At 75.0% G+C, this 23,555-nt stretch carries 18 protein-coding genes and 1 tRNA gene; 6 read left to right on the forward strand and 13 right to left on the reverse strand.

What is annotated here, in order from left to right:
- Positions 1-53: 53 nt before the first annotated feature.
- The 6 genes from AXF14_RS04065 to serS all read right to left on the reverse strand — a co-directional run bounded on the left by AXF14_RS04065 (position 54) and on the right by serS (position 7,639).
- On the reverse strand, positions 54-1,613 hold the full coding sequence (locus AXF14_RS04065; protein WP_067941048.1) for an SLC13 family permease: 1,560 nt from the start codon (positions 1,611-1,613) through the stop codon (positions 54-56).
- A 191-nt stretch (positions 1,614-1,804) separates the two neighbouring features.
- Positions 1,805-1,890 (reverse strand) — tRNA-Ser (locus AXF14_RS04070).
- A 156-nt stretch (positions 1,891-2,046) separates the two neighbouring features.
- The gene (locus AXF14_RS04075) at positions 2,047-3,393 is read right to left on the reverse strand and encodes an AGE family epimerase/isomerase (protein WP_067941050.1); all 1,347 of its coding nucleotides are present in this window, start codon (positions 3,391-3,393) and stop codon (positions 2,047-2,049) included.
- Positions 3,394-3,562: 169 nt separating this feature from the next.
- Positions 3,563-5,191, reverse strand: a complete 1,629-nt coding sequence (locus AXF14_RS04080) for an ABC transporter substrate-binding protein (protein WP_084355340.1) — start codon at positions 5,189-5,191, stop codon at positions 3,563-3,565.
- Positions 5,188-6,333, reverse strand: a complete 1,146-nt coding sequence (locus tag AXF14_RS04085; RefSeq protein WP_067941052.1) for an HAD family hydrolase — start codon at positions 6,331-6,333, stop codon at positions 5,188-5,190. Before AXF14_RS04085 ends, AXF14_RS04080 begins: the two co-directional genes overlap by 4 nt.
- Before the next feature lie 34 nt (positions 6,334-6,367).
- Positions 6,368-7,639: a serine--tRNA ligase gene (serS, locus tag AXF14_RS04090; protein WP_067941054.1), complete on the reverse strand. Its 1,272-nt coding sequence runs from the start codon at positions 7,637-7,639 to the stop codon at positions 6,368-6,370.
- A 275-nt stretch (positions 7,640-7,914) separates the two neighbouring features.
- On the opposite strand from serS, the gene AXF14_RS04095 reads away from it, so the two are divergent.
- The 3 genes from AXF14_RS04095 (at position 7,915) to AXF14_RS04105 (ending at position 11,142) form a co-directional block, all read left to right on the forward strand.
- Positions 7,915-8,844: a LysR substrate-binding domain-containing protein gene (locus tag AXF14_RS04095; RefSeq protein ID WP_067941056.1), complete on the forward strand. Its 930-nt coding sequence runs from the start codon at positions 7,915-7,917 to the stop codon at positions 8,842-8,844.
- 4 nt (positions 8,845-8,848) lie between these two features.
- Positions 8,849-9,850 (forward strand): diacylglycerol/lipid kinase family protein, encoded by a 1,002-nt coding sequence (locus AXF14_RS04100; RefSeq protein WP_067941058.1) that lies wholly within the window; start codon positions 8,849-8,851, stop codon positions 9,848-9,850.
- A gap of 206 nt (positions 9,851-10,056) precedes the next feature.
- Positions 10,057-11,142 carry a glycosyltransferase family protein gene (locus tag AXF14_RS04105; protein ID WP_067941060.1) on the forward strand — a complete coding sequence of 362 codons (1,086 nt, stop codon included), beginning with the start codon at positions 10,057-10,059 and terminating at the stop codon, positions 11,140-11,142.
- 65 nt (positions 11,143-11,207) lie between these two features.
- Here AXF14_RS04105 and AXF14_RS04110 read toward each other — a convergent pair whose 3' ends face one another.
- Complete coding sequence (locus tag AXF14_RS04110) at positions 11,208-12,293, reverse strand: glycosyltransferase (protein ID WP_084355341.1); 1,086 nt, start codon at positions 12,291-12,293, stop codon at positions 11,208-11,210.
- Between the two features lie 23 nt (positions 12,294-12,316).
- Here AXF14_RS04110 and AXF14_RS04115 point away from each other — a divergent pair, with 23 nt between their 5' ends.
- Positions 12,317-13,141: a glycosyltransferase family 2 protein gene (locus AXF14_RS04115; RefSeq protein ID WP_150118412.1), complete on the forward strand. Its 825-nt coding sequence runs from the start codon at positions 12,317-12,319 to the stop codon at positions 13,139-13,141.
- 61 nt (positions 13,142-13,202) lie between these two features.
- On the opposite strand, the gene AXF14_RS04120 is transcribed toward AXF14_RS04115, so the two are convergent.
- Positions 13,203-14,204 (reverse strand): glycosyltransferase, encoded by a 1,002-nt coding sequence (locus AXF14_RS04120; protein ID WP_067941066.1) that lies wholly within the window; start codon positions 14,202-14,204, stop codon positions 13,203-13,205.
- Between the two features lie 250 nt (positions 14,205-14,454).
- Positions 14,455-15,426, reverse strand: coding sequence for a prephenate dehydratase (pheA, locus tag AXF14_RS04125; protein WP_067941068.1), 972 nt, complete (start codon positions 15,424-15,426; stop codon positions 14,455-14,457).
- 237 nt (positions 15,427-15,663) lie between these two features.
- On the opposite strand from pheA, the gene AXF14_RS04130 reads away from it, so the two are divergent.
- Positions 15,664-16,758 (forward strand): fructosamine kinase family protein, encoded by a 1,095-nt coding sequence (locus AXF14_RS04130; protein ID WP_067941070.1) that lies wholly within the window; start codon positions 15,664-15,666, stop codon positions 16,756-16,758.
- 177 nt (positions 16,759-16,935) lie between these two features.
- Positions 16,936-19,698: a hypothetical protein gene (locus tag AXF14_RS04135; protein ID WP_150118413.1), complete on the forward strand. Its 2,763-nt coding sequence runs from the start codon at positions 16,936-16,938 to the stop codon at positions 19,696-19,698.
- A gap of 114 nt (positions 19,699-19,812) precedes the next feature.
- On the opposite strand, the gene AXF14_RS04140 is transcribed toward AXF14_RS04135, so the two are convergent.
- From AXF14_RS04140 to AXF14_RS04155, 4 genes are all read right to left on the reverse strand, one after another.
- A complete protein-coding gene (locus tag AXF14_RS04140; RefSeq protein ID WP_067941074.1) occupies positions 19,813-20,694 on the reverse strand; it encodes a helix-turn-helix transcriptional regulator in 882 nt (293 codons plus the stop codon).
- Positions 20,695-20,716: 22 nt separating this feature from the next.
- Entirely contained in the window at positions 20,717-21,478 is a 762-nt protein-coding gene (locus AXF14_RS04145) for a glycosyltransferase (protein WP_067943999.1), read from the reverse strand.
- A 165-nt stretch (positions 21,479-21,643) separates the two neighbouring features.
- Entirely contained in the window at positions 21,644-22,048 is a 405-nt protein-coding gene (locus tag AXF14_RS04150; protein ID WP_067941076.1) for an MFS transporter, read from the reverse strand.
- A gap of 9 nt (positions 22,049-22,057) precedes the next feature.
- A complete protein-coding gene (locus AXF14_RS04155; RefSeq protein WP_067941078.1) occupies positions 22,058-23,197 on the reverse strand; it encodes an MFS transporter in 1,140 nt (379 codons plus the stop codon).
- Positions 23,198-23,555 lie beyond the last annotated feature (358 nt).

The raw sequence follows: 23,555 nt of genomic DNA on the forward strand, positions 1-23,555 counted from the left end.
GAGGCCCGCGCACGGGCCGGGTCCGGCGCCTCCGAGACCCGGCCGCCGTCGGCTCAGAGGCCGATGCCGAGCACGGGCACGCCGAGCAGGAAGACCGTGAGCCCGATGAGGACGATGCCGATGAGGTTGAGCCAGATGCCCGCCTTGACCATCGACCCCATGGAGACGTAGCCCGAGCCGAAGGCGATGGCGTTCGGCGGCGTCGCCACCGGCAGCATGAAGGCGCAGGTCGCCGCGAGCGCCACGGGCACGACGAGCAGCAGCGGGTCGACGCCGATGCCGACGGCCACGCCGCCCATGATCGGGAGGAAGGCCGCGGCCGTCGCCGTGTTGGACGTGAGCTCGGTGAGGAAGATGACCATGGCCGCCACGGCGACGACGACGAGGACGACGGGCAGCACCGACAGCCCCTTGGCCGCCTCGCCGATCCAGACCGACAGGCCCTGCTTGGAGAACTCCGCGGACAGGGCGAGGCCGCCGCCGAACAGGAGGAGGACGTCCCAGGGCAGGTCCTTGGCGGTGGCCCAGTCGAGGAGGCGCACGCCGCCGCGACCGGGCGCCGGCACGAGGAAGAGCACCAGCGCGACGATCATCGCGATGGACTCGTCGGTGATCCCGGAGTCCGGCAGGAGCGTCGGGATGAGGGACCAGGACAGCGCCGCGGCCACGAAGATGACGGCGACGGCGACCTCTCCCCCGCTCCAGGGCCCGAGCTTGCGCAGCTCCTCGCGGATGACCTCCTTGCCGCCGGGGATCTCCTCCATCTCGGGCTCGAACAGGACGCTCGTGAGGAGCCACCAGCACACGAGGAGGAAGACGACGGCGAGCGGGACACCCATGATCATCCACTGGCCGAAGCCGATGGTGAGGTCGAAGGTCTCCTTGAGGTAGGCGATGAGGAGGGTGTTGGGCGGCGTGCCGATGATGGTGCCCAGCGAGCCGATGGAGGCGGCGTAGGCGATGCCGAGCATGAGGGCGGTGGCGAAGCGCGTCTGGGCCCCGCCCTCCTTCTCCTCGAGCTGGCCGGTCAGGACGAGGATCGAGGTGCCGATGGGCAGCATCATGACGGCGGTCGCCGTGTTCGAGACCCACATGGAGATGAAGCCGGTGGCGAGCATGAAGCCCAGGACGAGCATCTTGGGACGCGTGCCGACGGCGAGGACGGTGAGCAGCGCGATGCGCCGGTGCAGGTTCCAGCGCTGCATCGCCAGCGCCAGCATGAAGCCGCCCATGAACAGGAAGATCGTGCCGGAGGCGTAGGGGGCGGCCGCGTCCTTGAAGGTGTCGGCGCCGAGGACCGGGAAGAGGACGAGGGGGACGAGGGCGGTCGCGGCCAGCGGGATCGCCTCGGTCATCCACCAGGCGCCCATGAGGATGGCGACGGCGGCGGTGAGGCGCAGGCCGGACTCCGTCATGGAGGCGGCGTCCTCGGGGTCGGCGACGGCGGTGACGGTGCTGATCGCGTCGGCGGGCATGGCGAGGTAGGCGGCGACGGCGAGGACGACGCCGATCGCGAGCCCGAGGACGCGGCGGCGCCGCTCACCGGTCGACGGCGGCGTCGCCCGCTGCCCCTCGGAGAGGCTGGAGGGCTGGTGGAGGACGGGTGTGCTCATGGAGGTGACCTCACGTCATCAGGGGCGCGCGCGCCGGGGTGCGCGCGGGGACTCCCACGACCGCCGTGGCGGGGTCTCGACGTCATCGGCGGAGGCGGGATCCAGGTCACGGTAACGCCGGAGGGGACCTTTGTCCCGAGAATGGCCCGGCGGGCATTGAGGTCAGACGTCGGACGGGGCCCCGTCAGCGGCGGAGAGGGAGGGATTCGAACCCCCGGTGCGCCAGGCGCACAGCGGTTTTCAAGACCACCGCATTCGGCCGCTCTGCCACCTCTCCATGCGCGGGAGACCCTACCACCGGGTGCGACGGCGCCGCGTGCGCCGCTCAGCACCGGCGTCAGGGGCGCCGCCCGGGGACCGCGCCGGCCGCCCGAACCCGAATCGGACCCCGTGGGTGGGCCGGGCGCCGGACCTCACCCTGTCCGCGACGTCGTCAGCCGCGACCGAAGAGCCCGCGCCGACGCCCCTCGTCCTGAGGGCGCATCGGCGTGGCGGGATCGTCGAGGCGCCCCTCGGCCAGCGCCTGCGCGATGGCCGGCTGGACGGGGACGCGGGACATGAGCACGGCCTGGAGCGCGTGGTAGACGTCCGGGTGCCCGGCCCACGTGCGGGTCGAGGGCGCGTTGGCCTGGTCGAGCTCGTGCCACCACGTGCCCGGCTCGCCGATGAGGTACTGCTCGGCGTAGTCGAGCCAGGAGCGGTAGCAGTGCTCGTAGTGCTCGACCTCGATCTCGCCGCGGCCGTCGTCGAGCAGGGCGCGGCGGATGGCGGCGGCGGCGCTCACGCCCTCGCAGACCACCCAGTGCATGCGCTCGTGGACGATGGGCTCGCCGTCGAAGCCGGTCGTGTAGACGAAGCCGGGGCCGCCGTCGACGCGCCACCCGTCGGTGCGGGCGCGGTCGAAGAGCTCCTCGGCGGCGTCGAGCATCCAGTCGGGCGTGGGCAGGCCCCGGGCGACGAGGGAGGCGCGGGCCTGCACGGTGAGGCGGGACCACTCCAGGCCGTGCCCGGGGGTGACCCCGTAGGGGCGGAAGGGGTGGGCGGGCTGGTCGCGGTTGTAGTCGAGGAGGGGGTGCCAGGAGGTGTCGTAGTGCTCGGGGATGCGCCAGCCGTTGGCGCGGGCCTGGACGTTGACGGCAAAGTCGATGATCTGGACGGCGCGGGCGAGCCAGCGCTCGTCGCCGGTGACGTCGGCGGTGGCGAGGTAGGCCTCGACGGTGTGCATGGCGGCGTTGATGCCGCGGTAGTCCTCGGGGTCGGTGAGGTCGACCGCGTAGGACTCGATCGGCATGCCGAACTCCTCGTCCCACCAGTAGCGGTCCTGGCACTCGATGGCGTCGCGGAGGAGCTCGGTGGCGCCGGGGCGGTTGGCGGCGGTGGCCGCGGCGGCGGCGAGGAGGACGAAGGCGTGCTGGTAGCACTCCTTGCGGCCCTCGGGGTCGGCGGGGACGCCGTGGCCGTCGGCGTCGAGCTCGTGGCGGATGGCGGAGTACCAGCCGCCGTGCTCGTGGTCGCGCAGGGCGGTGCTCAGGGCCTTGACGCCGTGGTCGGCGTAGCGACGGCAGCCGGGGATCCCCATGAGGACGCCGAGGGAGAAGGCGAAGGTCATGCGCCCGGTGATCCAGAGCTCGACGGGGCGGGACTCGTCGACGACGCCGTCCTCCCCGATCCAGCCGAAACCGGCCGGCACGGTCGCGGCGCGCGCGTAGCGCAGGAGCGCGTGGGTCTCGTCGGAGAGCCAGCGGTTGTGCTCGGGGGCGCCGATCCAGCCCAGTCCCATGGTGTCCTCCTCGACGGCGACGGCGGTGCCCCGTCGCCCGTGGTCGCAGGCTACCGCCAGCGCTGGGCCTCAGTGGGGCCGCGGAGGGCGGGTTCTCGAGGATCCGGCCGGGGCCGGCCGCTGCCGTCCGGTGCCGACCAGGACCGGCCCGGACCTGCTCGCCGCCGGCTCAGTGCTCGTCGACGCTGGGCGTCGCCGTGGACTCGGCGCCGTCGCTGGAGGTGACGCCGGCGTCGTCCTTCGGCCAGGCGGCCTCCGCCTCGGCGAGGGCCTCCTCGGAGGTGAGCTCGCCGCTGACGTACTTGGTGAGGGCGCCCCACAGGGCGTCGGTGCCGACCTGCGAGGGCATGGAGTCGGAGGCGTCCATGCGGATGGCGGACTGGCGCGACTGGAGCTGCTGGGTGGCGCGGCGGGTGACGGCGGAGCGGATCGTGGAGGCGTCGACGCCGCGGTTGGCGGTGGCGACGCCGCCGAGCTGGACGCGGGTCTGGGACCACTCGGTGCTCGAGAGGTAGTCGAGGACGGCCTCGACGGCCTTCTCATCGGCCGTGGCGGTGCTCAGGGCGACGGCGTAGTCGCCGCCGACGAGAAGCGGGGAGCTGGTCTCGTCGTCGCTGGGCAGGGTGAAGGCGGAGACGGCGTCGCCGGTGGAGACGGGGCCCGAGGTCGACGAGGCGGTCGCCGTCGCGGGGGTCGACGCGCTCGCCGTCGTGCTCGCGGTCGCGGCGGAGGAGGCGACGGCCTCGCCGGAGGCCTCGACGTCGACGGCGTCGGCGCCCTCGGCGTCGGTGACGATGGTGCCGGCGGGAAGGAGGGTCTCCAGCGACGAGGAGCCGTGGAGCATGAGGCACGTGCCGGAGACGAGGTCGGCGGCGGCGTCGGTGACGGTGGCCTTGAGCGCGCCCTCGCGGCCTCCGTCGACGTGGCCGTCGGCGAGGACGAGGGAGCCGACGGCGTCGAGGGCCTGCACGCCGATGGTGTCGTCGAGGGCGACCTCGTGGCCGGCCCACTTGTCGTAGGCGCCGGGGCCCTCCGTGGACAGGATCGTGTCCTCGAGCCAGTCGCTCATGCCCCAGCCGGAGGAGGCGCCGTCGGCGAGGCCCAGACACCAGGGGGTGACGGAGCCGTCGGGGTGGTCGGCGGCGACCTGCTCGGTGAGGGCGACGAGGTCGGCCCAGGTGGTGGGGACCCGGTAGCCGGCCTCCTTGAAGGCGGTCGGCGAGTACCAGACCATCGACTTGACGCTGGCCTGCAGCGGGATGGCGTAAGCGGTGCCGTCGACGGTGCCGACCTCGGCCCAGGAGCGGTCCCAGCCGGCCTCGATGTTGGCGTTGACGGAGTTCGGCAGGGCTGTCAGGAGGCCCGCGTCGGCGAGGTCCTCGACGAGGCCGGGCTGCGGGAGGACGGCGACGTCGACGCCCGCCTCCGCGGCGGCAGCGGTCGCCGTCGAGGCGCCGCTCGCGTCCGCCGCGTCGACGAGGGCGCGCATGTCCGACTCGAGGGAGTCGGAGCCCTTCTGGACGACGTCGATGCCGGTGCAGGACTCGAAGCGGGCGAGGGACTGGTCGAAGCGCTCGGCCTCGACGCCGGTGAAGGAGGTGGCGACGGTGACCTTGTGGCCGGACAGGCCGGTGACGCCGTCGAGGTCGGCGCAGCCGGTGATCTGCGCGGTGGCGTCGCCGGAGGGGCTGGAGCCGGAGCAGGCGGCGGGGCCGCCGCCGGCCAGGGCGAGGGCGGCCGCGAGCGCTCCGGCGCGGCGCAGGCGCGAGCGGGTGGGGGACGGGGAGGCGGGGTTCATGCGAGGTCTCGGGTCCTCTCGATGACGGCGTCCAGGACGGCGGCGCAGCCGTCGCGCCACACGTCCGCGGTGACGAGGTCGCCCACGTCCTTGACCTCCTGCGGAGCGGAGCCCATGACGGCCCCGGCGCCGGCCCAGGTGAGCATGGCGAGGTCGTTGGTGCCGTCCCCGACGGCGACGGCGCGGGAGGCGTCCGAGCCGACACGGGCGGCGAGGGACTCGAGGGCGCTGGCCTTGGTGACGCCGCCGGGGGCCACGTCGAGCCAGGCGGTCCAGCCGATGGCGTACTCGACGGCCTCGAGGCCGGCCGCGTCGACGGCGGCGGTGAACTCCTCGACGGGGACGCCGGGGGCGCGCAGGATGATGCGGGTGACGGGCTCGGCGCGCAGCTCGTCGAGGTCGACGACGGTCTGAGTCTCGATGAGCTCGCCCTCGGGGAAGCGCCGCGAGCCGCGGAACCCGTGCTCGAGGTCCTCGGTGGCGACGATGGCCTCCGGCAGTGCCGCGTGGAGGCGGTCGATGGCCGGGGCCGGGTCGAAGGTGAGGGACTCGACGACCTCGTAGCCGCCGGGGGCGTCGGGGTCCATGCGCAGCGTGAGGGCGCCGTTGGCGCAGACCATCCAGCCGTCGGTGAGGCCGACGTGCCGGGCGACGGGCAGGGCCGCCTGGACGCCGCGCCCGGTGGAGATGACGACCTGGGCGCCGTAGGTGCGAAGACGGGCGACGGCGGCCATGACGCGCTCGGAGACGCGGCCGGCCATGTCGAGGATGGTGCCGTCAACGTCGAGGGCGACGAGGAGGCGCGGCTCCGGGACGAGGCGCTCGCGCTCCGGGTCGAGGCGGTCCAGGTCCGCGACGCGCTCGCGCACGAGGGCGTGGTAGGCGTCGTGGTCGAGCCGGGCGGGCCAGCCGCCGTCGACGTACTCCGGGGAGCCGCCGAGCGCGCCGTCGGGCAGGGCCCCGGAACCGGTGCCGGCGGGCCCGGCGACGACGGTCTCGGCGGCCCGGACCGGGCGGCCGGGGCGGCGCTCCCCGGAGCCCGCGGGGGCGCGCCCGCCCCCGTCGTCGGGGGTCGGGCCGCCGAAGACGGGGCTCGTCCCGACCGGGAGGCGGTCGTCGTCGGGGGTGGTCTCGGGTGTCACGGGCGCGCTGCTCGGCTCGTCGGAGTGGCGGGGCTCAGGCGACGGGCTCGATGACCTCGAGGCCGCCCATGTACGGGCGCAGGCCCTCGGGGACGACGACGGAGCCGTCGGCCTGCTGGTTGTTCTCCAGGAGCGCGACGATCCAGCGGGTCGTGGCGAGCGTGCCGTTGAGGGTGGCGACGGGCGAGGTCTTGCCGTCGCGCTTCTCGCGGATGGACAAGCGGCGCGCCTGGTAGGTGGTGCAGTTGGAGGTGGAGGTGACCTCCATGTAGCGCTCCTGGGTGGGCAGCCAGGCCTCGCAGTCGAACTTGCGGGCGGCCGACGAGCCGAGGTCCCCGGCGGCGGTGTCGATGACGCGGTAGGGGAGGTTCACCAGGTGGAGCATCTCCTCCTCCATGGCGAGGAGGCGCTGGTGCTCGGCCTCGGCGTCCTCGGGGCGGACGTAGGCGAACATCTCGGCCTTGTTGAACTGGTGGACGCGGATGACGCCGCGGGTGTCCTTGCCGGCGGCGCCCGCCTCGCGGCGGTAGCAGGTGGACCAGCCCATGTAGCGCTTGGGGCCGTCGGACAGCTCGAGGATCTCGTCGCTGTGGTAGCCGGCGAGGGCGACCTCGGAGGTGCCGGTGAGGTAGAGGTCGTCGGTGGGCAGGTAGTAGATCTCGTCGCCGTGCAGGCCGAGGAAGCCGGTGCCGGACATGATCTGCGGGGAGACGAGGGTCGGCGTGATCATCGGGGTGAAGCCGTGCTCGGCGGCCTTGTCCAGGGCCGCGGTCATGAGGGCGAGCTCGAGGCGCATGCCCCAGCCCTTGAGGTAGTAGAAGCGGGCGCCGGAGACCTTGGCGCCGCGCTTGGTGTCGATGATGTCGAGGCCCTCGCCGAGCGCGAGGTGGTCCGCGGGCTCGAAGCCCTCGGCGGCGAAGTCGCGGATCTCGGGGCCCTCGTGGCGCAGGACGACGAAGTCCTCCTCGCCGCCGGAGGGGGCGCCGACGATGAGGTTCTGGAACTGGTGGGCGAGCTCGTCGAGGCTCGCCTCGGACTCCTTGGCGCGGGACTCCGCGGCCTTGACCTGCTCGGCGAGCTCCTTGGCGTGCGCGAGGACGGCGGGCCGCTCCTCCGGGGAGGCCTTGCCGACGGACTTGGAGACCGTCTTCTGCTCGGCGCGCAGGGACTCGAAGGCGCCGAGGTCGGCGCGGCGGGACTCGTCGGCCTCGATGATGCGGTCGACGAGGGTCTCGTCGGCGCCGCGGGCGCGCTGGCTGGCGCGGTAGGTCTCGGGGTTCTCGCGGAGGTCACGCAGGTCGATCATGCCGGTGAGTCTAGCGACGCGGCGGGGCCGGGGGCTGCGGGGCCCGCGGGCGTGGACGCCGTCGGGCCGTGCGGTCGCGGCCGCGGGCGGGCGGCGGGTGGGAGTCGGGCCGCGGCGGCCCCTGAGAGGCGTACCTTCTCGCACACATCGTGATCAACGGGTAGTGACCGGAAGTTCCTTTTCGAACTGCGACGACCTATAGTCACAACCCATATAGCGCTCATCATGCGCCCCGCGAGCCGCGCGGGGCCGGGACCTCACCAGGGAACCTCCACATGCCTACATCCTCTCTGCCCTCGTTCTCGCAGCTGCGGGCCTTCGTCGCCCTCTGCGACCACCAGCACTTCGGGGAGGCCGCCTCCACCCTGGGCGTGAGCCAGCCCAGCCTCTCGCAGGCCATCACAGCGCTCGAGAAGCGCGTCGGCGGCGAGCTCGTCGAGCGCACCACGCGCCGCGTCCTCGTCACCCCGCTCGGCGAGACCCTCCTGCCCTACGCCCGCGAGGCCGTCCTCGCCGCCGAGGCCTTCTCCGAGGCCGTCAACAACCAGGGCGCCGCCCTCACCGGCACCATGCGCCTCGGCCTCATCCCGACCCTCGCCCCCTACCTCGCACCGATCGTCCTCGACGGCCTGCCGCGCGAGCTCCCCCAGCTCCAGCCCGAGCTGCGCGAGCTCGTCACGAACGACGTCCTCGACCTGCTCAACCAGGGCCGCCTCGACGCCGCCGTCATCGCCATCGACGTCGACCTCCACCGAGCCTCCGCCGTCCCCATGTACGACGAGCCCCTCGTCGTCCTCACCCCCAAGGGCCACCCCTGGGCCGGCCGCGACGACGTCAACCCCGACGAGCTCGACGACGAGAAGCTCCTCCTCCTCGACGAGGGCAACTGCCTGCGCGACCAGACCCTGGCGCTGTGCCAGCGCTACGGCACGACGCCGCCGGTCGCCGTCGCGACGACGCTGTCCACGGTCGTGCGCATGGTCGCCCACGGCGCCGGTGTCACCGTCATCCCCGAGGGCGCCCTGCGCATGCCCAACGACGACGAGCACGGCGTCGCGCGCTTCGCCGACAACGCCGCCGTGCGCCGCATCGGCCTCGTTCACCGCAGCTCCTCCTCGCGCACCGGCGACTTCCAGCGCCTCGCCGAGGTCATCACGGAGCTCGCGCGCGAGGCCGGGCTGCCGATGCTGCCGGCGACCGACTGAGCGCATGACCCGCCCGCTCGCCTGCGTCGTCGTCAACCCGTCGAAGCCGTCGGCGACGCCGCAGGTCCTCGGGCGCGTCGAGCGCGCCCTCGCTGCGGCCGGGTACCGCACGCACCTGCTCGCCACGAGCCTCGCCGAGCCGGGCCCCACGCAGGCGCGCCTCGCGGTCGCCTCGGGCGCGCGGCTCGTCGTCGCGGCCGGCGGGGACGGGACCGTACGCGCCGTCGCCGCCGGACTGGCGGGCACCGGCGTCGAGATGGGCGTCCTGCCCCTCGGCACCGCGAACCTGGCTGCCCGCAACCTCGGCCTGCCCGTGCGCAGCCTCGACGCCCTCATCGAGACCGCCGCGCGCGGGAGCGCCCGGCCCACCGACCTCGCGTGGGTGCGCGCCGGCGCGCCCGACCCCACGTCCCTCGCCGCGGTGCGCACGCCGCCCGGCGGCTGGGCGAGGCCGACCCTCGGCGCCTCCCACGCGTGCATCATCGTCACCGGCATCGGCTTCGACGCCGGCCTCGTCGCCTCGACCCGGCCCCGGCTCAAGGCCCGGATCAAGTGGGGCGCCTATGCCGTCGCCGCGATGGAGAACCTGTGGTCGCCTCGCCTCGGGATGAGCCTCGAGCTCCGCGGGGCGGATGGTGCTCTCACCACGGAGCGGCTGACCGCCCGCACCCTGCTCATCGCGAACGGGGGGCGGCTGCCCGGCGGGATCACCCTCATGCGCTCGGCCACGATGGACGACGGCGTCATGGACCTCGCGGCGATCGACACCGTCGGCGGGCTGGCCGGCTGGACGTCGTTGGCCCGGCAGGTGCTGCCGCCCTTCGCGGCGACCTACTCGAACCCGGAGCGCTCGCTCGGACGGGTGCGGCTGCGCCGGGGCGTCGAGGCGCGGGCGCGGCTGGACGCGCCCGCGATGGTGGAGGTCGACGGCGACCTCCTGCCGCCGACGCGCTCGGTGCACGTGCGCCTGGAGCCCGGCGCGCTCCTCGTGCGCCGGCCGGTCTGAGGGCGCCCCGCCGGTCGCGCCGGCCCCGAGCCCACCCCACCCACCCCACGAGCCTCCCCCCACCCGCCGAGATCGGGACATCCTGACCTCGAGATCGGGACATCGTGACCCCGCGGGCCGGCGCACCGCGGATCCGCTGCCGCGCATCCGAGCCCACGGCTTCCGCCGGTCGTGCGACGTCGTGCCGACTGGTGCACAGTGGCTCCATGGACCAGATCCGCGTCGCCTCCGTGCCCCACAGCCAGGTCTACATCCGCCACTGCGGCCCGGTGCCCGGTGACCCCGTTCCCTTCGTGCGCCTGAGCGACCCGCGCCCGCGACGGGGCGACGGCACGGAGCAGTCCGGCTGGTGGCCGCCCGCGATGCTCGAGGAGGGCTGGATCGACGAGCACGCCGACGACTTCGACCTCATGCACGTCCACTTCGGCTTCGACGCCCTCACGCCCGAGGACCTGCAGCGCGTCGTCGGCGACCTGCGCCGCAACGGCAAGCCGCTGGTCTACACCGTCCACGACCTGAGCAACCCGCACCACACCGACCCGAGCGCCCATGACGCGGCGCTCGACGTCCTCGTGCCGTCGGCGGACGCGCTGGTCACGCTGACGCCGGGCGCCGCGTCCGTGGTCCGCGAGCGCTGGGGACGCGACGCGCTGGTGCTGCCGCACCCTCACGTGGTCGGCCTGGACAAGCTCCGCGTCCGGCAGCAGGAGCCGCGCCGCCGCACCGGCCCGCTCCGGTTCGGCCTGCACCTGAAGAGCCTGCGGCCCAACATGGCGGCCCTGCCGGTGGTGGAGGCGCTCGTGCGCGCGATCGACCGGCTCGACCAGCCGGCGGTGCTCCAGGTGAACACCCACCCGGAGGTGGTGGAGGACGGCGACCGCCGGCAGCCGGAGCTGGCCGGACGGCTGCGCGAGCTGGCCGCGACCGGGTCGCTCGACCTCCAGGTGCATCCCTACTTCGACGAGGACGAGCTGTGGGACTACCTGCAGGGGCTCGACGCCTCGGTGCTGCCCTACCGGTGGGGGACGCACAGTGGCTGGCAGGAGGCCTGCGCCGACCTCGGGACCGCCGTCATCGCACCCGACTGCGGCTTCTACGCCCAGCAGCGCCCGGTGCACTCCTACCACCTCGACCGCGAGGGGCTGGACGAGGAGTCGCTCGCGGCGGCCGTGGCGGAGGTCGCGAGGACCGCCCCCGGCGCGAACCGGATCAGCGTGGACGACCGCATCGCCGAGCGGCGCCGCGTGGCCCAGGCCCACGCCGACCTCTACCGGGGCCTCCTGGACCGCTGATGCCCCGCTGACGGCGCACCGCCCACGGTCCAGTCCGGGGCTCAGCCCGGGGTCCAGCCCGGGGTTCAGCCCGGCAGGGCGGACGGCCGGCGGGAAGCCAGGCCGGTGAGCAGGGTCTCGTAGCGGGACACCATCGCCTCCTGCGAGAACCGCTCGGCGCGGCGTCGCACCGCGGCCCGGTCCATCCGGACCGCTGCGCCGAGGGCCCGCACGAGGTCGTCGGCGTCGGCGGCGAGCTCCCCGCCGGTGTCGCCGAGCAGCTCGGGCAGGGCTCCGTTGGCCAGGGCCGCCACCGGGGTGCCGCAGGCCATCGCCTCGAGCGGGGCGAACCCGAAGGGCTCGGGCCACAGCGGCGTGCACAGGAAGGCGGCCGCGCCCCCGAGCAGCTCCGCGAGCCGCGGATGGTCGAGGTGGCCGAGGTAGCGGGCGGTCGGCTGGCTCTCCAGCCTGGGAGCGATCTCGTCGGCGAAGTAGGAGGGACTGCTGACGGGTCCCGCGATGCGCAGCTCCCGCCCAGCGGCGGCGGCCGCGTCCATCGCCACGTGGAGCCCCTTCTCCGGGGTGATCCGGGCGCTCCAGACGAGGTGCCCACCCGGTGAGTCCTGGAACCGCCAGGCGCCCGGGTCGATGCCGTTGTGCACCACGCCCACGTCGATGCCCGCCAGGAGCGCGCGCCACCCGACGGCGTTGGACTCCGAGACGCTGACCCAGGCGTGGCGCGGGCCCGGGCGCCAGCCCGGGGCACGGACCGCGGCGTCCACGCGCTCGAGCGTCGCGGGCGTGTGCAGGACGGTGAGCATCGCCGCGTCCGGCAGGGCGGTGTAGGGCACCGGGTTCAGGGTGTTGTTGAGCACCGCGTCGCACCCGCGGGCGAGCCGGCAGGCCTGAGCGGTCGCCGCGTCGAGGCGCTCCTCGTCGTCCGCCTCGTTGCCCGGGCCCCACTCGAAGTCTGCATCCACCACCGGCACGACGGTGGTGCCCGCGACCTCGGAGCCGGCCTTCGCGAAGAGGGTGACGCGGTGGCCCCTGGCGGCCAGCGCGGCGCAGACCTGCGCGGTGTGGGCCTCGAGCCCGCCCTCGAAGGGCTCCCGGACGGGATGGTGCAGGTGCCCCAGCACCGCGATCGACAGGGGGTCTCGTACCAGGCTCACCTGCTAGACGTTACTGTGGCGCCGTGAAGTCGGCATCCGCTGTCGTGATCACCCACGAGAGAGACGAGCACCTGCTGCGGCAGCAGGACGCGCTCGCCCGCGAGAGCGGCTGGGACGAGGCGGTGGTGTGCTTCATGGACCAGCCGACCGAGCCCTGGCCGCAACCACCGGCCCGCGTGCGCACCATCCACCTGGACGGGCCGGACCTCAACCTCGCGGCGGCCCGCAACACCGCCGCGCGAGTCGCCCGGTCCGAGGTGCTGGTGTTCCTCGACGTCGACTGCCTGCCCGCTCCCGGCGCCGTCACCGAGCTCGCGGCGCAGTGCCGCCCGGGGCGCGTCGTCATGGCCGACCCGCACTACCTCCCACCGGGCTGGGAGCCGCCGGCCGATCCCGTGCGGGCGGCCCAGCCGCATCCCCGACGCGCGGACCTCCCCCGGGGGCGCAGCGACCAGTGGCACATGTTCTGGTCGCTCGGGTTCGCGATGCGCGCGGACGACTTCTGGACCGTGGGCGGCTTCGACGAGGCGTTCCGGGGGTACGGCGGGGAGGACACCGACTTCGCCTTCCGGTGCCGCGACGCCTCCCTCGAGCTGTGGCTCAGCCGCGCCCGAGTGCTCCACCAGGCGCACGCGGTCCACCGCCCGCCCTTGCAGCACCTGTCCAGCATCGTGGTGAACGCGCACAGGTTCCACGACCGGTGGGGGACCTGGCCGATGGAGGGGTGGCTCACCGAGTTCGCGGACCGGGGGCTCGTCTCCTTGGGGCCGGACCACCTGGACGTGGTCCGGCTGCCCACCGACGAGGAGCTCGCCGCGAGCCTCGTGCCGGACGCCGCCTTCGGCTGAGGGCGCCCCGGCCGACGGCGACGCCCTGGCGGGCGGCAGCGCCCTGGCCGGCGGCGACCGCTCACGCGCCGGGCGCCTCCGAGATGGCGTCGCGCAGGAGCTGCACCACCGCGGCCCGGAACTCCTCCGTGGTGCTGAGCAGCCCGTGCGCCATCGCGCGCCCGTCCCCCGGGTGCGCCAGCAGTGACGCCCAGTCCGCATCGGCCCAGGAGGTCACCACCGGCACGCCGAAGCAGTGGCCCAGGTGCTCCGCGAACCGGAGCTGCTCGTCGTGGGGGCGGGGTTCCGGCGCCAGGACGAGCGGGCGGCCGGACGCGGCGACCGTCGCGATCGTGTTGTGCCCGGCGCCGCACACCACCACCTCGGCACGGGCCAGCCACGGGGTCGGGTCGTCGACCCACCCGTGATGCACGACGTTGGCCGGCAGCGGCGCGCCGACGGAGGGCAGCCGGGGCCCCAGGACGTGCCAGGTGCGCCGCGGCGTGCTGGCCGCGGCCAGGGCGAGCCCCTCGGAGGGGACACCGTCCCCTCCCGCACCGCTGAGCACGACGACGGTCGCGGGCTCGATCGCGGAGGCGTCCAGGGGATGCCCCTCGGCGACCATCCCGAGCCAGCTGGTGCGGTCCTGCCAGGCGAACCCCGGTGCCTCGAGGCGCTGCGGGTAGTAGGCGAAGAGCCGTCGCGCGGTGGCGTACGCCAGTCGGTGCGCAGCGTCGTCCCGGTCGCCGGGCATGCGCCGGTGGAGGACCGGGTAGCCGGCGAGGTGCACGAAGACGGCGGCCTCCACCGAGACGTCAACCATCACCAGGTCCGGGCTCACCTCGTCCAGCACGCGGTGCCACTGCGAGAAGCGGTCGCGGACGGTCCGGGTGGTCGGCGTCCAGTGGAAGGGCGACCCCGCGGACTCGGTGTGCGCCTGGGCCGGGTCCACGTCGGGCGGCAGGACGACGTCCGCGCCCGGACCCCCCGCGATGACGACCTCCGCGACGCCGAGCCGTTGAAGTCGCCGGGCGTGGCGGAGGTGGCCGCTGCCGTGGTGATGGGCGTAGTAGACGATCCGCACCCTGCCAGGCTATACGGCCCGCGCGGCGCGGACTGCCCCGGATCGGGTGAGGGGGTCCAGCGTTCGACCGCCTCGAGACGACGCGTCTGCCCCGTCGTCGTGCCTGACAACCGCGAGTTCGGTCGATCTGCGCCGTGAGTTCGGTCCGTCCTCCACAGGCGCGCCCGCGCCCTGCCGCACCTGTGGACGCCCGACCGAACTCAGCGCGCCGATTGACCGAACTCAGCGAGGGATGGGGGGAGGCCGCCCCTCAGAGCGTGCGGCCGTCGAGGAGGTCGCCCACCCACGAGCGGGCCACGATGAAGTCCTTGTCGCTCGTGCCGGCGGGGACGACCACCTGGGCGCCGTCGAGCCTGGGGTAGGAGCCGAGGAACCGCACGAACGGGCAGGTGCGGTGCAGGCCGATGAAGGCCGCCTGGACCCGCTCGTCGCGGATGTGCCCCTCGACGTCGATGGAGAAGCGGTAGCGGCCCAGGGCGTCGCCGGTCGGCCGCGACTCGATGCGGGTGAGGTTGACGCCGCGGGTCGCGAACTGCTGGAGCATGGCGAGCAGGGCGCCGGCGCGCTCGGCCGGGGCCTGGACGAGGAGCGTCGTCTTGTCCGCCCCGGTGGAGGGGCCGACGCGGCCGGGGCGGGTCACCTTGACGAAGCGGGTGACGGCGCCGGGGTTGTCGGCCACTCCCCCGGCGATGACGGTGAGGCCGTACTGCTCGGCGGCGAGCGGGTTGCAGAGCACGGCCTGGTAGTCGAGGCGGCCCGGGTCCTCGGCGGCGGCGAGCGCCTTGGCGGGCGCGGAGGTGGAGGTGCCGGCGACGTAGGAGGCCTCGGGCAGGTGCTGGTGGACCCAGCCGCGGCACTGCGCCCAGGCGTGGGGGTGGGTGGAGATGGCGGTGACGTCGGTGAGCGTCGTGCCCTCGCGGCCGGCGAGGACGAAGGTGATCGGGACGGCCATCTCCGCGGTGATGACGAGGGGCGCGCCGGCGACGAGGTTGTCGAGGGTCGCGTTGACGCCGCCCTCGACGGAGTTCTCGATGGGGACGACGGCGGCGTCGGCGTTGCGGTCGCGCACGCGGTCGAGCGCGGTGGGGACGTCCTGGCAGGGGTCGAGGACGACGTCGTCGGGGGCGACCTGCCGCAGGGCCATCTCGGTGAAGGTGCCGGCCGGGCCGAGGAAGGACCAGGTGGGCGCGGCCTGCGCGGTCGGCGAGCTCTGCGACGTCATGCGGTGAGCGTACTGGGCGGGTGCGGGCCGCCGCCGGGCGTCTCAGTGCACCGGTCCCTCTCCCCGCTCCCCTACTCCCCGCGGTCGACCGTCAGTGCATTCGTCGACCGGCTGATTTCCGGAAATCCGCCGGTCGAGCGGTGCACCGACGGTCGAGCACGGTGGGGGCGCGGGCCGGGCGCGGGCTGGGCGCGGGTGCGGGTGCGGGGCCGGGGTGCCGGTGCGAGGCTGGGGGGCATGTCCCGCAGCACGTCCCCCGCCTCCGACGGCGCCCGCCGCGCCGACCGCCCGACCTTCCGCAAGCGCGACGCCCACCGCGGCTCCACCGAGCTCGAGGCGCTCGGCCTCATCTGGCTCGCCGAGGCGATGGACGACGGCGGCGCGCACGTCGTCCCCGTGACCACCGGGAGCGGCTGGCTCGAGGAGCCGCGGCTGCGCGAGTCGGGCTGCACGCCCGCGGCGGCCGAGGCCTTCGGCCGGGCGCTGGCGGTCACCCACGCGGCCGGGGCGCGCGAGCACGGCGCGGCTCCGACCGGCTGGTCGCACCCCGCGGGGTGGATGGGCTCGGCCGACCTGCCGCTGCGTCCCGGGGCCGACGGCGCAGCAGGGGCCCCGACCAGCCCGGGCCTGCGCCGCTGGGGCGAGTTCTACGCGGAGGACCGGCTCCTCCCCTACCTGCCGGCCGCCGTCCGCAACGGGTCGATGAGCACGGCGGGGGCCGCCGTCGTCGAGCGGGTGGCCTCCCGGCTGGCCGACGGCGACTTCGACGCCCCGCAGCCCGGTCTCCTCGCGGCGCGGGCGGGTCGGGACGGTCTGCCCCACGACGCCTCCCGGGTCGCGGCGCGCACGCACGGCGACCTGTGGTCGGGCAACGTCCTGTGGGTGCCGCGCTCCGAGGTGGAGGACTGGGCGCCGGGGCGGGCGGGGCTCGGGCCCGCGACAGCCCCGGCATCGGCGGCCGCAGCAACCACGACGCCAGAGGCAGGTTCCCGCACCGGCGCGACGACGGGCGGCGACGCCGCGGACCATGGCGCGACCCGGCCCGGCACCCGCTCAGCGGACGGGCCGGCGGCCGGCACCGACGTCGTCGGCGTCCTCATCGACCCAGCGACCCAGGGCGGGCACGCCGAGACGGACCTCGCCGAGCTCGCCGTCTTCGGGCAGCGGCACCTCGACCGGGTCCTCGCCGGCTACGACGAGGTCTCGCCGCTGGCGGGCGGCTGGCGCGAGCGGATCGGCCTGCACCAGCTCCACATGGTCCTCATCCACGCCGTGTTCTTCGGCGGTTCCTACGGCGCGGAGACCGTCTCCCTCGCCCGCCGCTACGCCTGAGCCGCCTGCCTCTCTCCTTCCCGTCGTCGACCGGCAATGCATCCGTCGACCGCCTGATTTCCAGAAATCCGACGGTCGAGCAGTGCATAGACGGTCGACCACAGGGGCGCGGCGCGCGGGTGCGTCTCGGCCGGGCGGGGGAGGGAACGCGTCGCTGCCCACCAGTAGCCTGGGCGGGTGAGCCAGGACAGCCGCCGCGGCGGGCAGAAGCGCCTCGTGCGCATCGTCGTCTACGTCATCGTGCTGCTCACGGTCATCGGCATGGTGGCCGCGATGGTCGGCACGGCGTGGGCGGAGCCCGCCCGCGCCGCCACATCCACCGGCGTCGTCCCCGCGGGCACGACGGCGCAGCACTCGTCCGCGAGCGCGAGCACGGCCGCGAGCGCCTCACGCGCACCCGTCATCGTCCTCGCCACCGACGGCCTGTCCTGGTCGGACCTCGTCGACGCCGCCGAGTCCGGCGACGCCGACGCCCGTACCCTCCTCGACGCCGCCGCCGCGCAGGCCCCCGTCAACCTCGTCCAGCGGACCGCCGGCGCGACCACCTGCCCCGCCGACGCCTGGCTCACCCTCGGCGCCGGCGCCCGGACCCGGGCCGTGCCGGCCTCCGACGACGCCGGCACCTGCGCCTGGGCCGCCTCCTGGCGCGAGGCCGCAGCCGAGTCGCAGGACTCCGGCTACGGCGCCGAGCCCGGTGCTCTGGCGGACGCGCTCACCGAGGCCGGCGTCGGCTTCGCGGCGGTCGGTCGGGGCGCCGTCCTCGCCCTCACCGGCTCGGCCGGCACGGCGCCCCGTGAGGAGGCGACCCTCGCCGCCCTGTCCGCCTCCGGGTTCCCGGCGCTCACCGTCGTCGACCTCACCGACGACTCCGTCGCCTCCGCCCTCGCCTCCGCGGGCGCGGCCACGGTCGCGACGGCCACGGCGAGCCCGACGGCCTCGACCGCCTCCGGCTCGGGCGCCGACGCGCTCCCCTCAGCGGGGACCTCGGCCCACGCGATCGTCACCGCCCTGAGCGAGGTCCCCTCGGACGCGCGCGTCATCGTCGCCTCGCTCGCGGACCCGGCCACGGAGGGGCTCCAGGCCACGATCCTCCCGGCGGGCACCACCGGCGACGACGCCGACGCCGACTCCACCAGCTCCGCGGCCGTCGCCGACGCCCCGCTCCCGGCGAGCCCCTCCACGCACCGCCGCGGCCTCGTCCAGACCACCGACCTCACCGCGACCCTCGCCCAGGACCTCACGGGCGAGGTCCCGGCCGCCGTCACGGGCGGCGCGCTCACCCTGCCGGAGAGCGGAGGCTCGGGTCTGGCGGGGCTCAGCACCCGCGGCATGGACGGGACCCTGCGCTCCGGCGGCGGCTCGGGCTCGACGTCGAGCGGCGACGTGCCCGCCAGGGTCTCCGGCCTCGTCGACGACGCCCTGCGCGCCCGCGCCTCGAAGGCCTCGACGCTGCCGGTCTCCCTGCTCATCGTCCTGTCCGCGCTGGTGCTCGTCGTCGTCTCCACGCAGGTGCTGCGGGGGCCGCGGGGCCGGGCGCGCCTGCACGGGACGGCCCTGGCGGCGACGGTGGTCGCGGCCCTGCCGGGCGGGGCGTGGCTCGCCTCGGTCGTCCCGTGGTGGCGGGTCGGCGCGGACGGGGACGCGCCGTCAGCCTGGTCCTCGCTCGTCGCCGTCGGGACGACCGCGCTGCTCGCGCTCGTCCTCGCCGGGGTCCTCCACGGGCTCGCCCGCGTCATCATCGCGCTGCGGGACCGCCTGCTCCTCGGGCGCCACCGGGTGGAAGCGGCCGAGGCCGGTGGCCGCCCCACCGGTGCCGCCGGCGCCGGCGCGCCGTCGTCGCCCGGCACCCTGCGCCCCCCGCGGCCGCGCGCCGTCCCGACGGCCCCGGCCCTCACGGCCCTGCTGCTGGGGCTGTGCACGCCCGTCCTCATCCTCGCCGACGCAGCGGCCGGCGCCCCTCTCGCCTTCGACGGCGTGCTCGGCATGGACGCCGTCCTGGCGGGCCGCTTCTACGGCGTCTCGAACACGGCCTTCGCCCTCGCCGCCGCGGCGCTCACCGTGGGCCTCGGCGCGGCCGCGGGCACGTGGGTCGCGGCCCAGCGGACCCGTCGCTCGCGGCGCACGGCCGCCGTCGTCGGCGTGCTCGCGCCCGGCGCGATCGCGCTGCTCGTCGACGGCCTGCCGAGCCTGGGGGCAGACGTCGGGGGCGCCATCACGCTCGTCGCGGTGCTCATCGCGCTCGCCTCGACGCTCGCGGGCGGGCGCGTCGGCTGGAAGCGGTGGCTGAGCATCGCGGTGGTCGCGCTGGCGACGGTGGGCGTCTTCGGCCTCATCGACCACGCGACGGGCTCGCGGACGCACCTGGGCCGTTTCGTCGGGCAGCTCCAGGACGGCACGGCGGGCACGACGATCCTGCGCAAGGCGACGGCGGTCATCGCGCCCTTCCTCTCCAACCCGCTCGCGCTGCTCGCCGGGGCGGTGGCGCTCGCCGTCGTCGCGGGGCTGCTGTGGTGGCTGCGCCGCGAGCTGCGCGCCTGGCGGGCGGGCCGCTCCGGCTACGCCCCGCTGGTCGGGCCGGAGCCCGACGGCGCGGCCCGCGGCACCGGGGGCGCCGGGGCCTCCGGCCAGCCCGCGAGCACCCCCTCCGCCGACGCCCGAGACGACGATGCCGCCGACGCCGGCGCCTCCGCGGCGGGTACCGGCGCACCCCCGTCGGGGACCCCGTGGGCGGGCCCCGTCCCGCGCGGCGCGACCCTCGTGCCCGGGTGGTTCGTGCCGGTGCTCAAGAGCCTCGGCGTGCTTCTCGTCGTCGAGGTCCTCGTCAACGACTCGGGCGCCTCCATGGCGGTCCTCTCCGTCGCCGGCGCGGCCCCGCTGCTGCTCGCCCTCGCCGCGGCGCGCCTGGCCGGGCTGCCCGCCACCGCGACCGCGCGGGCCTGAGGCCGTCCATAGCCTCCCCGCGCTCAGGCCGCCGTGCGGCGGCGGGGCCCCGCTGTGCGCCCTCCGTACCTCGCGAGCCGCCGGGGCCGGACGGGTCGAGCAGGTCGGTCTGACTCATTCGGCGGACTGCGCCGACGCGGCCGACTCGGCGGACGGCGCCGAGCGGACGACCTCGGCCGCGAGCGCGGCGAGCCGCTGCGCCGTCGTCTCGCCCGCAGCGGAGTAGACGGTGATGCGGATGCCAGGGCGCTCGGGGATCTCGAGGTTGACGAAGGACAGGGCGAGCTCGCCGACCTGCTCGTGCCGGATGCCGCGGTCCCCGGAGCCCTGGTAGTGGACCTCGTAGGTGTCCCACGCGCGGCGGAACTCCTCGCTGGCCCCGTGGAGCTCGGCGATGACGGCGCTGACGGCGTCGTCCTCGGGGTAGCGGGCGCGGGAGGCCCGCAGGTACTGGACGCCCTCGTCGGCGGCGCTGCGCCAGTCGGTGTAGAAGTCGTGGGCGCGAGGGTCGGTGAAGATGAAGCGCAGGGTGTTGCCGCCGCCGGGCTCCTCGAGGACGGGGGCGTAGAGGGCGCGTCCGAGCGGGTTGATGGCGACGACGTCGCAGGCCGTGTTGAGGACGTAGGCGGGTGACGCGGTCAGCTGGTCGAGGACGCCGGAGAGCTGGCCCGCCAGCGAGCCGAGGTCGGCCTCGCCCTCCCGGGGCCCGGTCTCGCCGACGACGGTGACGAGGCTGGCGACGTAGGCGCGCTGCTCGTCGGTCAGGTGGAGGGCGGAGACGACGCCGTCGAGGATGGCGGCCGAGATGGTGCCGACGCGGCCGCGCTCGAGGCGCGTGTAGTAGGTCTCGGAGATCGCGGCGAGCTCGGCGACCTCCTCGCGGCGCAGACCGGGGACGCGGCGCAGCGACGCGCCGGCGGCCAGGGGCGTGTCGGCGACGTCGACCTGGGCGCGGCGGGTGCGCAGAAAGGCACCGAGCTCGGCGCGGGGGTCCACGGGTGCTCCTCGCCCGGGCCGCTCAGGCCCGCTCGGGGATGGCGCGGTAGGCGCGGAAGGGGGCCTCGTCGCGGACGGCGGACTCGAAGACGTGGGGGCGCACGCGCACGCCGTGGACCTTGCGGTGGGCGATGGCGCGCAGGACGTCGCGGTACTGGGCGGCGCGGTGCATGCGGCCGGCGGAGTCGTTGACGGAGACCCGGTGGGTGATGTCGCAGGGCACCTCGATGACGGCGAGGCCGGCGACGAGCACGTCGATGGACAGGCCGACCTCGACGCCCCATCCGGGGGCGAGCGGGGCCGCGGCCTCGTAGGCGGCTCGGGTGAGGCAGCGCTGGCCGGACAGGGGCGCGACGGGCGCCCAGCCGGTGGCGGTGGCGATGGCGGCGCGGGCGGCGCGAACGACCCTCCCGCGGCCTCCGGCGCCGGCCTGCTTGGGCGGTGCGGCGATGGACATGTCGGCGACGCCGTCGAGGACGGGCGGGACGAGCTCGGCGCAGGCGGAGGCGGAGTCGCCGAGGTCGGCGTCGATGAAGAGGAGGAGCCGGGAGGGGCCGTCCACGTAGTCGCGCATGCCGACGACGCTGGCGCCGGTCTCCATGGCGGAGGCCTTGCCGCGGCTCACGGAGTGGCGGACGGTGACGGCGCCGGCGGCGCGGGCGTGGTCCTGGGTGCCGTCGGTGGAGCCGTCGTCGACGACGACGACGAGGTCGACGCGCGGGATGGCGCGGCAGGCGCGGACGGTGGCGCCGATGCGCTCGGCCTCGTCCTTGGCCGGGATGATGACGGCGACCTTCTGCTCGGAGGCCCGCGCCTGCTCCCGACCGGGCTTCCGGTCTCCGCTCTGGGGGGTGTCCGAAGCGTTCACCCGCCCAGGGTAATCACACAACCGGTCCACGTGACCGTGCCGGGCGGGGGTATTGCGGGTGCGTTCGGCCTTTCACCCGGATCAGTCGCGCGACGGCACCGCGTCGGCGTCGAGGGGCTCGTCGAGGAGACGGGTGACGGAGGCGTTGACGCCGAGCTCGGCGTCGACGGCGGCCGCCTCGGCCGCGCGGCGGGCGCTGGCCCGGATCGCGAGGCGCTCGGCGACGAAGGCGACGGCGACGACGGTCGCGATGATGATGAAGCAGATGGCGCCGCCGCGGGCGGAGGCGTCGGCGAAGGCGGCGGTCCCCTGCTGGGTGCCGGCCTGGTGCATGGCGAGGACCGTGGACAGGACCGTCATGGACATGGCGCCGAGGAACTGCTGGCAGGTGTTCATCAGAGCGGTGCCGTCGGCGGTGAGCGAGCGCTCGACACCGGACATGCCGAGCGTCTGCGTGTTCGTGTAGGTCAGGCCGAAGCCGAGCATGAAGGCGAACTACAGGCCGGCCATGAGCGCGGTCGTGAGGCCGGTACCGATGACGGCGAGGCCGACGGTCGCGGCGAGCGCGACGGTGCAGCCGATGGTGATCGGGACGGCGGGGCCGAAGCGGTCATAGAGGTTGCCGGCCACGGGGGCGAGGACGGCGCCGATGGCGGCGCCCGGCAGCACGAGCAGGCCGGCGGTCATGGTGCCGGTGCCGAGCGCGAGCTGGGAGAGGTTCGGGATGAGGTAGCCCAGGCCCAGGGCCACGAACTGGAAGGCGCAGAACGCGAGCAGGCCCTGGCGGTAGATCGGCGAGTAGAGCACCGACAGGTGGATGACCGGGTTGTCGCTGCGGCGCTCGAGGAGGAGGAAGACGAGGCCGGCGACGACGCCCGCGACGAGCAGCCCGACGGCGGTGGCGACGTCGGCGGTGGAGGCGGTACCGGCGGCGAGGAGGGCGCCGCCGCGCTCGAGGCCGAGGACGAGGCCGATGAAGCCGACGGCGAGGAGCGTGACGTGCCCGAGGTTGACGGAGACCTTCTCGGTCGGGGTCGCCTGCTCGATGGAGCGCACGCCCACGACGAGGGAGGCGAGCACGAAGGGCAGGATGATCGCGAAGACGGCGCGCCAGCTCGTCACCTGGCCGATGATGCCGCCGACGAGCGGGCCGACCGCCGGGGCGACGCCCAGCGTGAGGCCACCGACCCCCATGAGGGCGCCGAGCTTCGTGCGGGGCGCCTGGGTCAGGATGATCGTGAACATGAGCGGCGTGATGATGCCGGTGCCGACGCCCTGGAGGAGTCGGCCGACGAGCAGCACGGGCAAGACCGGGGCGCACATGGCGATGACGGCACCGGCGGCCACCGCGGTGACGGCGGTGAGGAAGAGGGCCTTGGTGCGGAAGCGCCGCTGGAGGAAGCTCGACAGCGGCATGATGATCGAGACGACGAGCAGGTATCCGCTGGTGAGCCACTGGACGTCGGAGGTGCCGACGTGGAAGGCGCTCATGAGGGCCGGGAAGAGCACGGAGACGACGGTCTCGAGGAAGAGGCCGAGGAAGGCCAGGACGGCGGTGGCGAAGATCGAGCCCTTGAGGGCGGGGCTGACGACGTCGGCGTCGCGGGGGTCGGTGGGGACGGGGGCGTGGGACACGCTGGGTTCTACCTTTCAGGGCACACCGACCAGCGCTTGCCCGCGCGAGGGGTCGGGTCGCCCGCCGCGCGTCATACGTCGGTGTGCGATCGCGCGGGTGACGTGACGGGGAGGGACCCTCGTCCCATAAGCGAGATCGGCTGTGGGATCGCACTCAGCGGGGTCGGGGAGGGACGGGTCGGCCCCTGACCTGCGCGGGAGCTGGCACGGAGGTTTTCACGAGGAATGGCGCGGAAAATTGCGGAGCCGCGCGCGACGCGCCGTGTGAATGGCAGGTTAACCGCGCCGTTGCTGGGCTTCGGGCCGCAGGATCCCGCACGCATGACTTAGGTCACCCGCGTGAGGCGCGGATCATGTC

It is taken from the genome of Actinomyces radicidentis, from assembly GCF_001553565.1.
Taxonomy (GTDB): Bacteria; Actinomycetota; Actinomycetes; order Actinomycetales; family Actinomycetaceae; genus Actinomyces; species Actinomyces radicidentis.